At 71.1% G+C, this 9,882-nt stretch carries 10 protein-coding genes; 7 read left to right on the forward strand and 3 right to left on the reverse strand.

The genetic code is table 11. The features are described from left to right. Both IT306_14150 and IT306_14155 read left to right on the forward strand, forming a co-directional pair. Positions 1-146, forward strand: a 146-nt coding sequence (locus tag IT306_14150; protein ID MCC7369566.1) for a F420-dependent glucose-6-phosphate dehydrogenase, incomplete at its 5' end; no start/stop codon positions are given. A gap of 34 nt (positions 147-180) precedes the next feature. Continuing rightward, positions 181-1,944: a thiamine pyrophosphate-binding protein gene (locus IT306_14155; GenBank protein MCC7369567.1), complete on the forward strand. Its 1,764-nt coding sequence runs from the start codon at positions 181-183 to the stop codon at positions 1,942-1,944. A gap of 119 nt (positions 1,945-2,063) precedes the next feature. On the opposite strand, the gene IT306_14160 is transcribed toward IT306_14155, so the two are convergent. Beyond that, entirely contained in the window at positions 2,064-2,885 is an 822-nt protein-coding gene (locus IT306_14160) for an amidohydrolase (protein MCC7369568.1), read from the reverse strand. A 190-nt stretch (positions 2,886-3,075) separates the two neighbouring features. Between IT306_14160 and IT306_14165 the strand changes: the two genes are divergently transcribed. The 3 genes from IT306_14165 (at position 3,076) to IT306_14175 (ending at position 5,242) form a co-directional block, all read left to right on the forward strand. Then, positions 3,076-3,483 (forward strand): hypothetical protein, encoded by a 408-nt coding sequence (locus tag IT306_14165; GenBank protein MCC7369569.1) that lies wholly within the window; start codon positions 3,076-3,078, stop codon positions 3,481-3,483. A gap of 140 nt (positions 3,484-3,623) precedes the next feature. Continuing rightward, positions 3,624-4,406: an SDR family oxidoreductase gene (locus tag IT306_14170; protein MCC7369570.1), complete on the forward strand. Its 783-nt coding sequence runs from the start codon at positions 3,624-3,626 to the stop codon at positions 4,404-4,406. A 71-nt stretch (positions 4,407-4,477) separates the two neighbouring features. Beyond that, positions 4,478-5,242 carry an SDR family oxidoreductase gene (locus IT306_14175; protein MCC7369571.1) on the forward strand — a complete coding sequence of 255 codons (765 nt, stop codon included), beginning with the start codon at positions 4,478-4,480 and terminating at the stop codon, positions 5,240-5,242. 6 nt (positions 5,243-5,248) lie between these two features. Here IT306_14175 and IT306_14180 read toward each other — a convergent pair whose 3' ends face one another. Further along, the gene (locus tag IT306_14180) at positions 5,249-5,521 is read right to left on the reverse strand and encodes a hypothetical protein (protein ID MCC7369572.1); all 273 of its coding nucleotides are present in this window, start codon (positions 5,519-5,521) and stop codon (positions 5,249-5,251) included. A gap of 36 nt (positions 5,522-5,557) precedes the next feature. Beyond that, positions 5,558-6,295, reverse strand: a complete 738-nt coding sequence (locus IT306_14185) for a glycosyltransferase family 2 protein (protein MCC7369573.1) — start codon at positions 6,293-6,295, stop codon at positions 5,558-5,560. A gap of 304 nt (positions 6,296-6,599) precedes the next feature. Between IT306_14185 and IT306_14190 the strand changes: the two genes are divergently transcribed. Together IT306_14190 and IT306_14195 are read left to right on the forward strand one after the other, a co-directional pair. Continuing rightward, on the forward strand, positions 6,600-8,957 hold the full coding sequence (locus IT306_14190) for a hypothetical protein (protein MCC7369574.1): 2,358 nt from the start codon (positions 6,600-6,602) through the stop codon (positions 8,955-8,957). A 9-nt stretch (positions 8,958-8,966) separates the two neighbouring features. Next, positions 8,967-9,773, forward strand: a complete 807-nt coding sequence (locus IT306_14195; GenBank protein ID MCC7369575.1) for a hypothetical protein — start codon at positions 8,967-8,969, stop codon at positions 9,771-9,773. Positions 9,774-9,882 lie beyond the last annotated feature (109 nt).

The raw sequence follows: 9,882 nt of genomic DNA on the forward strand, positions 1-9,882 counted from the left end.
CGGACGAGCAGGTGGCGAAGATCAAGCCGTACATCGACCTGGGGTTCACCCACCTGGTGTTTCACGCCCCGGGCCTGGACCAGATCCGTTTCATCGAGCTGTTCGGCCGCGACGTGCTGCCGAAGCTCCGCGCCCTCGCCGAGTAGCCGACGGCAGCAGGCGAAAGGAAAGGGTGGACGAATGAGTGCGCGTGTTCCGCGGTTCGGCTCGGATATCCTGGTCGATCTGCTCCAGGGGCTCGGCGTCGAGTACGCCGCGTTCAACCCCGGCGCGAGCTTCCGGGGTCTCCACGATTCGCTGGTCAACTACGGGGGCGACAGCAGCCCCCGCACGATTCTCTGTACCCATGAGGAGACGTCGGTTGCGCTGGCCCACGGCTACACCAAGGCCACGGGCAAGCCGATGGTCGCGGCCATTCACAACGTCGTCGGGCTGCAGCACGCGGCCATGGGCATCTTCAATGCCTGGTGCGACCGCGTGCCGATCATGCTGCTCGGCGGCAGCGGCCCGCAGGACGCCTCGCTGCGCCGCCCGTGGATCGAGTGGATCCACACCGCGCTCGTCCAGGGCAACTTCGTCCGCGACTTTGTGAAGTGGGACGATCAGCCCGTCAGCGTCGAGGGCGCCATCGAGTCGATCCTGCGGGGCTGGCGGCTCATGAAGTCCGCGCCCGCCGCGCCGGTCTATATCGCCCTGGACACCACGATCCAGGAGCAGAAGATGCCCGAGGGGCTGACCCTCCCCTCAAACCTGGACCGCTGGACGCGCCAGTCCTCGGTGCAGGCGGACCCGGCCGGCCTTGACGAGCTGGCCGGCTGGCTGGCCGAAGCCCAGCGGCCCGTTATCCTGGCGGACCGCGTCGGACGCGATCCCGACGCCGTCGCGGCGCTCCAGACCCTGGCCGAGCTGCTCAACGCACCGGTCGTCGATCTGTGGGCGCGCTTCAACTTCGCGCCGCGTCACCGGCTGGATGCGGGCCATGTCAGCGCCGACCTGATCCGCGAGGCGGACGTGGTGCTGGCGCTGGACGTGACCGATCTGTACGGTGCGCTGCGAACGCCGGACCGCAACCGGCGGGCGCAGGGGTACGCCGTGGCTGCGGGTGCAAAGGTCGCGTCGATCTCGGTCAACGAGCTGCTGGTGCGGAGCTGGACGGCGGACTACCAGCGACCGCAGCCGGTCGACCTCAACCTTGTCGGCGAGACGCGGCTGGCGCTCCCGACGCTCGTGGCACTGGTGCGCGAGCGGCTGTCGGCCGGCTGGGTTGACGCCGCCGGGGTCCGTGCGGAGCGGGCAGCAACCCTGGCCAGGACGACGGCCCAGCAGCGCGAGGTCTGGGAAGAGCAGGCGCGTGAGTCGTCCGGGCGCTCGCCGCTCACCACGTCCTTCGTGAGCCTGGCCCTCCGCGATGCCCTGGACGGGCACAAGTGGGTGCTCGGCAACAGCGACCTGCGCGGCTGGGTCCGCCGCCTCTGGGACGTGCGCGAGCCGACCCAGTGGCTCGGCGGGGCCGGCGGCGCCGGTCTCGGCTACGGCATCGGGGCGGCGCTGGGCGTCGGGCTGGCCTACAAGAACACCAACACGATGGTGGTCAACATCCAGCCAGACGGCGATCTGCTCTACTCCACGAGCGCCCTCTGGACGGCCGCCCGCGAGCAGCTGCCGATCCTCACGATCATGTGGAACAACCGCAGCTACTACAACTCGGAGGAGCACGCGATTCGGATCGCCCAGTTCCGCGATCGGGACGTGTCGCGGAGCGGCATCGGGACGCGCCCCGAAGGCCCGCATGTGGACTTCGCCACGGTGGCCCGAGGGTTCGACATGCAGGCGGAAGGCCCCATCGAGACGGCCGAGGAGCTGATCCCGGCGCTTGGGCGGGCAGTCCGGGCCGTCGCGGGCGGCAAGCCATACCTGCTGGACGTGGTCACGGAAGCTCGCTAAGGGTAGCGGCAGCGCCGCGAGACCGCGGGAAAAGCCCTCACCCCCGCCCCCTCGCCCGCGCACAGGCCCGGTGGCCCGACTGGGGCGGGGGGTGAGGGCCTCCGGGGGCTGAGTCCGGGCTACCGTTTCCAGCCGATCCACGCACACAGCGCCTCGCCCATGATCTTCGGCTTGTCGGCGTCCGGCAGCCAGGGCAGCTCCTCGGTGAAGAACGTGATGCACTCCCGCCACGAGCAGCGCATCCGCGAGATGTCGGTGCCCCAGAACATGCGATCCGGCCCGAACGCCTCGTAGATCTGCTGCAGGTACGGCTGAATCGGGCGGAACGGATACCCCTCGCTGGAGTAGCCCGGCGCGCCCGTCGCCTTGACGGCCACGTTCGGGTACTTCGCCAACGCCACAAGCTGGGGCATGTGCACCAGGGCTGCATCGTCCTTCTGCAGCTCGTTGCCGCCGCGCCCGCCCAGGTGATCCACGATCAGCTTCAGGCCCGGGTGCCGCTCCGCGATCTGTCCGACCTCCCGCAGGAAGTCCGTGCAGAGCAGCGCGATGGGGATGCCGGCCCGCTCGGCCGCCGGCCAGACCCAGTCCGCCGTGCCGTCCGTCATCCAGGTCCGCTGGTGCGGGCTCAGGAAGGTGAGCCGCAGCCCGAGCATGCCCGGACGCGCCAGCCACCCGTCGACCAGCCCCTGGCTGGCAGGGTCGTCCAGCGGGAACGCGCCGAGGATCGCGAAGCGGCCCGGATGGTTCAGGACGGCCGCCGTCGCCAGCTCGGTTGAGTGGGGGTCCCAGCCCGGCGGATGGATCAGGGCGGCGTCCACGCCGGCCTCGTCCATCATGCCGAGCACGTACTCCGTCGAGAACCGGGAGACCGGCCGGTGCGCCTTGTTGATCGGCAGGCCCTGCTCCCAGAGGTGGATCTGGGCGTCGATGATCTGCATCGCGTCGTCGCTCCCTGCGAGATCGCTGACTGCGTCGTCGGTGTGTGGGCGGGCGGGCTGACAGCGTCGTCTGCACTCGCTGCCGAGCCGCGATACCGCCACACTGCCTACGATAGCGCGGCGGCGAGTAGTCCTGCCGCCAGCGGACCGGCCAGTACGGTATCGTGGGGCGACAGGGAGTGCGGATTCAATGCGGAGCTTTCTCCTGGCAGCCGCGGCGTCGGTCGTCGGGCCGGTCCTGTTCGGGCTGGCGGTGGCAGGGCGCCTGTTCCCCGGCGACTGGTTCTGGATCGTCACGCCGTTCGGGCTGCTCCCGCTGACCGGCGTCGCGGCCGGGTTCGCCGTACGCGCGGCCGGCGGACGCCCCCGGCCGATCCTCGCGGCGCTCGGGGTGCCGTGCGGCATCGCCGTCGGGTGGATCGTCGGGCTGCTGGTGACGCTGCCGCTCGATCCAGGCCAGGAGACGGCGATGACGCTCTTCTTCGCCCTGCTCTCGACGTTCGCGCTGCCGTGGTGGCTGCTGCCACTCGCCATCGGGATGGCGCTCTCCTGGGCCATCGCGCGGGGCGGCTGGCGGCGCGACCCTGGCTACGTCTGAGCCAGCGCCGCGGTGGAATCTGCCAGGCGCGGTGCAGAGGTAACCTCACCCCCCGGCCCGCCGCGCGCCCGTTCCCGCTATAGTGCCCCCACACCCGGGCAAGGCCAGCCTGCCCCAGGGGAGGGGTTCCAGCGATGTCGGTGACCATCAGTCTGGCCGGCAAGGTGGCGCTGATCACCGGCGCGGCGACCGGCATCGGCCGGGCCAGTGCGCTGCTCTTTGCCGCTGCTGACGCCAGGGTGGCCCTGGTAGACGTGCGCGCTGACGCCCTGGCGGAGACCGTCGCCCAGGTGCAGGGCGCGTTCGGCGAAGACGCGGCGCTCAGCATCCCGGCCGATCTCGCCGATCCGGACGCCTGCGCCGAGGTCGTCGCGCGGACTGTCGCGCACTTCGGGCGACTGGACATCCTGTTCAACAACGCCGGCGTCGGCACCATCGTCGTGGGCGGCACCGTCGAGTCGATCCCAGTTGAGCACTGGGATCTGGCGCTCGACGTGAACGTCCGTGCGATGTACCTGCTCAGTCAGGCGGCCGTCCCACACCTGCGCGCGGCCGGCGGCGGCTCGATCGTCAACACCTCGTCGGTCTCCGCGCTGACCGCCTCAAGGAGCCGCCCCACGCACGCCTACGCCGCTGCGAAGGGCGCGGTGCTGGCGCTGACCCGCGCGATGGCCGTCTCCTACGGACGCGACCGCATCCGCGTGAACGCGATCTGCCCGGGCCTGATTCGCAGCCGCCTGACCGCCGACATCGTCGAGGCGGCCGAGCTTGCCGCCGCCGAGGACGACGGTATCCCGATCGGCCGGGTGGGCGAGCCGGAAGACATCGCCAGGACGGCGCTCTTCCTGGCGGCGGACGTGTCCGGCTTCATCACCGGCACGCACCTGGTCGTGGACGGCGGTGCGACCGCCCTGGCGACGTAGCCTGGCGACATCGCAGGCCCACCGATGACCGGCGGCGCTGGAGCCGCTCACGAGCGACGAGGAGGCGCGATATGGGCAGGGTGCAGGAGAAGGTAGCCGTCGTGACGGGGGCCGGCAACGGCATCGGTCAGGCGATTGCGCTGCGGCTGGCCGAGGAGGGCGCCCGGCTCGTCTGCGGCGACATCGACGGCGCGGCCATCGAGCGGACGGTCAGCAGTGTCATGCACGCGGGCGGGACCGCCATCGGCGTCGTCGGCGATCTGACCCTGGCCGAGCCGGCCGACGAGCTGATCGCCGCTGCCGTCGAGCGCTTCGGTCGGGTGGACATCCTGGTCAACAACGTCGGCGGGGGCCAGCCGGGCCGCATCTGGGAGCTGCCCGAAGCGACCTGGGACGCGGTCATCACGCTGAACCTGCGGGCCATGTTCCTCTGCACCCGCGCCGCCGCCCGCCCGATGATGGCCCAGAGGTACGGACGCATCGTCAGCATCTCGTCGGGCGCCCGGGAGGGCACCCCCTGGAGCGCCTACTACGAGGGCGCAGCGCCCTACTCCACGGCCAAGGCAGGCGTCCACGGCTTCACCCGCGATATCGCGCTGGAGCTGGCCGAGTACGGCATCACGGCCAACGCCGTCGCACCCGGGCCGGTCGAGACGGAGCGGCTGGGGCCGGCCCTGCACCACATGAACGAGATGTACGACTACAGCCCGCAACGGATGACGCCGCTGCGCCGGCTGGCCCAGCCCGTCGAGGTGGCGCACGCCGTCCTCTTCCTGGCCTCAGACGAGGCGGCGTACATCACCGGGCACACGCTGCACGTGACGGGCGGCCGGTAGCCAGCCTCACTCCCCGGTCAGCAGCTTGCGCAGTCCGAGCAGCGCCAGCCCGGCCGACAGCACGGCCATCAGCGGCACCATGCAGGCCAGCGGGGAGGCGATGGGTGTGAAACCGGCCGGCAGCCCTGGCGGCGTGAACAGCGTCAGCGCGCCAAACTGCCAGACCAGGAACGCCACGCCCATCCCGACCAGCCCGCCGACGATCAGGCCGCAGCCGGTGAGCCGCTCCTCAAGGTTGGCCCGCTGATACCCTGGAGGCGGCTCGTCGCGCGGCGTCATCCAGGGCCTCCCCGTGCTGGTGAGGGCGGCTGAGCGCTAGGCGCTCGGGCGGCTCGGCTGGTGGCGGGGGGGCACCCGTGACAGCTCGGCGTCCAGGTTCAGACGCAGGCGGATCAGCTCGCGGAACGCCCGGATGATGACGGCCGGCTTCGCGCCCGTCGCCACCCCGGCGGGGCGCGGATAGTGGCTGACATCGCGCTCGCGGACCACGTACCCCAGCCGCCGGGCCTTGATCAGAAACTCGGCGCTGAACGTGGCCCCGCGCGAGAACACCTCGACACGCTCGAGGATCGAGCGGCGGAACAGCTTGAAGGCGCAGTCGATATCGCGGGCGGTGTAGCCGAACAGCAGATTGACCAGCTGCTTCCAGCCCCAGGCGTTCAGCAGCCGCATCGGCGGATCGGCCCGATGGCGCCGCCAGCCGATGACGAGGTCTGCGCCGTCGAGCAGCGGCAGCAGCAGCTTCAGCTCGTCCACGTCAAACTGCTTATCGCCGTCGGTCAGGAAGACGAGATCCTTGCGGGCGCTGGTGAAGCCGGTCCAGAGCGCGGCGCCATACCCCTGGTTCGTCTGGTGCGCCACCATCCGAACACGCGGGTTCTCCTGGCCGAGCTGCGTGAGAATCTCACCGGTACGGTCGCGGCTGCCATCGTTGACGACGATGATCTCGTAGTCGGCGTCGAGCGACTCGAAGGTCTCGACCATCGCGGCGACGCTCTTCGCGATCACCTGCTCTTCGTTGTACGCTGGCAGCACTGCCGAGATGCTCAGCACGTCACCCCTATTCCTGTCCTGCGGGCTGTGCCGCGCCAACGCCCCGCCTCCTGGCGAACTGCGGCACGATTGTACCGAATCTCCGTTGCCCCTGGACGCGTCACGCGCGTCTCAACTGCACAACGGACGACGCGGGCATCATGGGGATGGATCTGTCCGGTCAACCGCGAGCAGGCGGGCCGGGGCCGCGCGCTGGGCGGTCCACGCGCCGTCGGGCGCTTGTCGAAGACTCGGGCGGATGGTATGGTCCGACCCCGATGCAGCCCCAGCCAGCCCCAGCCAGCCCTGCCACCGTCGAGCCGCGATGAGCCGCTCCGTCACCGCCGACGCCGCGATCCTCGCGCGGGCGGGCGGCATCCGGGCGCCGCACGCAGCCGAGCGCCGTGCCCGGCTCGCCCCCGTGCTGGTGGTACTGGCAGTAGTCGTGGCGGCCGTGCTCCCTGCCTGGAACCCGGTCTGGTACCAGGACGATCAGCTCCCGACCCTCTTTCGGACGTTCCACACCGATCTGGCGCACCACTACGGCGTGCTGTATCCGCGCCTCGCGCCGGAGCTGGGCTTCGGGTACGGCCGGCTGCTGCACCAGTTCTATCCGCCGTTCGGGGTGGAGCTGGCAGCCTGGCTGCACACGCTCGGGCTGGGCTTCGTGACGGCGGCCCGCCTGACCTTCTCGCTGTGCCTGCTGTCGAGCGCCCTCGGGATGTACGTCTACGCCCAGGCCGTGCTGCCCGGCCGCTGGCCGGCCGCGCTGGCGGCCAGCGGGTTCGTCTGGGCGCCGTATGTGCTGCTCGACGCCCACAAGGGCGGCGTCCTGGGCGAGTCCATCGCGATGGCCGTGATGCCGTGGTCGCTGCTGGCGGTGGACCGGCTGGCCCGGCGCGGCTCGTGGACGGCGTTCGGGGCGGCCAGCGGGGGCCTGGCGCTGGTCGTACTCGGCCACAACATCACGGCGCTCTTCTTCGTCGGGCTGGGCAGCCTGTACGCGGCGCTCCTGGCCGCCCGGATCTGGCTCAGCAGGGGCAGGCGTGGCCTGCACGCCGGGCTGACCAGCCTGGCGCGCTCGGCGGCTGCCGTGCTGCTGGCGATGGCGTTGGCGGCGATCTACTGGCTGCCGGCCCTGGCGGAGCTGACGTACAGCCGCGTCTCCGATCAGCGCACCGGCGAGTTTACGGTGACCCGGTGGCTGGTCGGTCTGGGGGAGCTGCTCCAGCCGGCCGTCGTGTTCGACTACTACGTTGAAGCGGTCCCTCGGCACGGCCTGGCGGCGGCATCGTTGATCGGGGCGGCAGCCATCCTGTTCGTTGTCGCGCTGGCTCGCGCCCGATCCCGCCCCCGTCGCCATGCCGGAGAGGCGCGCACCCCTTCGGCCCCGCTCTCCGGGCCGGAGCGGCGGGCGGTGGGCCCGGATGCGCTGGTGCTCTCCGCCTTTATCCTGACCTTCGTGGTCGTCCTGGCGCTGCAGCTCAAGCCCTCGGCCATCGTCTGGGAGACGGCCCCGCTGATCTCGTTCGTGCAGTTCCCGCAGCGGCTGTTCGTGTTCAGCTCGTTTGCGGGGGCGCTGGTGCTCGGCAGCCTGCCGTGGGCCGTCCAGCAGCTCGCGGGGCATTCCCGCCTGAGCGTCGGCGCGGGTGTTGGGGCGGGCCTGCTGCTCGGGCTGACCAGTTTGCCGGGCATCTACTGGACGTGGCCCGTCTCGGACAGCCACGTCATCGACGAGGCCGATATGGGCATCGGGACGGCCGCCGAACGCCGGCTCTCGGAGCGCAAGGCGTTCGACGACTACTTTCCGAGCTGGGTCGAGGAAGATGCCGGCCAGATCACGCGCCCGCCGACGGCCAACCGCGCCCGCCTCTACGCCGAGGCCAGCAGCGGCCCCGTTCCGCGCCTGACGGTGCTGGAGCGCGGCTACCTCGGCATGACCCTCCGCACCGAGAGCGACGGGCCAGCCATGCTGATCCTGCACCAGTTCTACTTCCCCGGCTGGCAGGCGACGGCGGACGGGCAGGCGTTGGAGGTCGGGCCGGTCGGGCCGCTGGGGCTGGTGCGGGTGACGGTCCCGGCCGGGCAGCGGCAGGTCCGCGTCGGGCTTGGCGAGACACCGTCGCGGCTGGCGGCCACCGCCCTGAGCGTCGGCGCACTGGTGCTGCTCCTGGCGATCTTCGTGCGCGGGGCCGGCCTGCGCCACACGGCCATCACCGTGGCCGTCCTGGCGCTGGCGATCTTGATCCCGCGCCTGCTGCACAACCACCTCGATCCTGAGATGCGCCCGCCGGTCCGCCCGGTACAGGCGCAGGTGACCCCCGAGGCCCGTGTCGTCGGGCTGGAGCTGGACGACTCGCTGCCGATCCAGGGCGAGCTGGAGCCGGTGACCGTGCTCTGGCAGGCTGTCCAGTCGACGCCTCGCGATCTGCAGACGGGCGTGCGGCTGCTTACGCCAGACGGCAGCCGGGTGATCTCCGAGCGCTGGGGCCGACCCAACCGCGAGCGCACGCCGACCGGCAAATGGATGGTGGGCGAGATCGTTGCGGACACCCACCTGCTGCGGGTGCCGGCCGGCACGCCGCCCGGACGCTACCGGCTCCAGGCCGGCCTGCGCGACCCGGACGCCCGGGACCGCTCGCCGCTGGGGCTGACCGAGATCGGCGAGCTTGAGGTCCGGTAACCTCTCGTCATGAACGTCCTCAACTGGCTGCTTGACGGTGACCCTGCCATTCGCTGGCAGGCCCTGCGCGATCTCGCCGGCGCGCCGGCTGAGATCGTTGCGGCGGAACGTGCGCGTGTGGTCTCCGAAGGCTGGGGCGCGCAGTTACTGGCTTTGCAGGGCGACGATGGCCTGTGGGACGGCGGCGCGCTCTTTCCGGCGCGCAACGGCGTACCCGATGTTGCCTGGCACACCCAGAATCTGGGGCAACCGTGGACGGCCACCGAGCCGACGCTGACGCTGCTCTCCCTGTTCGGGGTGGACCCGGCCCACGCCCGGGTACGACGAGCCGTCGAGCAGATCAGGGATCGCTGCCGCTGGGAGCACGAAGGCCAGCGGTTCTTCGACGGCGAGGTTGAGCCGTGCATCAACGGACGGACTGTCTCGCTGGGCGTCTACTTCGGGCAGGACGTCTCCGGGATCGTGGCGCGGCTGCTCGCGGAGCAACTTGAGGATGGCGGCTGGAACTGCGAGGCTGAGCGCGGCACGGTGCGCTCGTCGTTCGACACGACCATCAACGTGCTGGAAGGACTGCTGGAGTACTTCCGGTCGGCCGGCGATCCGCCGGATGCCCGGATCGACGAGGCGATAGCGTTGCTCCGCGCGAAGCAGCAGCCGGACGGACGCTGGCTGCTGGAGATGACGTATCGCGGCAAGGTCTACTCCCCGCTCGAAGGCGGCGACGGGCAGCCGAGCCGCTGGAACACCCTGCGCGCGCTGCGGGTGCTCGCGTGGTACGACCGGCCGACCCGGCCACCCAGGGCGATTGCATGTTGATGTCGTCGTGCCGCCGCGTCGGGGCTTGAAAGCCCCGCCTACGATCCTGCAGTCGCTGCGCGACGCTCCAGTCGCACCAGTGCCGGCCGTTCCCGACGGCCGTCGCGCA

Source organism: Chloroflexota bacterium (assembly GCA_020850535.1).
Lineage (GTDB): Bacteria > Chloroflexota > UBA6077 > UBA6077 > JACCZL01 > JADZEM01.

Bases quoted from the DNA above. Each gene is read 5' to 3' on its own strand.
- IT306_14155 (MCC7369567.1), top strand. From the start codon at position 181: ATGAGTGCGCGTGTTCCGCGGTTCGGCTCGGATATCCTGGTCGATCTG.
- IT306_14195 (MCC7369575.1), top strand. From the start codon at position 8,967: ATGAACGTCCTCAACTGGCTGCTTGACGGTGACCCTGCCATTCGCTGG.
- IT306_14180 (MCC7369572.1), bottom strand. From the start codon at position 5,521: ATGACGCCGCGCGACGAGCCGCCTCCAGGGTATCAGCGGGCCAACCTT.
- IT306_14160 (MCC7369568.1), bottom strand. From the start codon at position 2,885: ATGCAGATCATCGACGCCCAGATCCACCTCTGGGAGCAGGGCCTGCCG.
- IT306_14175 (MCC7369571.1), top strand. From the start codon at position 4,478: ATGGGCAGGGTGCAGGAGAAGGTAGCCGTCGTGACGGGGGCCGGCAAC.
- IT306_14190 (MCC7369574.1), top strand. From the start codon at position 6,600: ATGAGCCGCTCCGTCACCGCCGACGCCGCGATCCTCGCGCGGGCGGGC.
- IT306_14165 (MCC7369569.1), top strand. From the start codon at position 3,076: ATGCGGAGCTTTCTCCTGGCAGCCGCGGCGTCGGTCGTCGGGCCGGTC.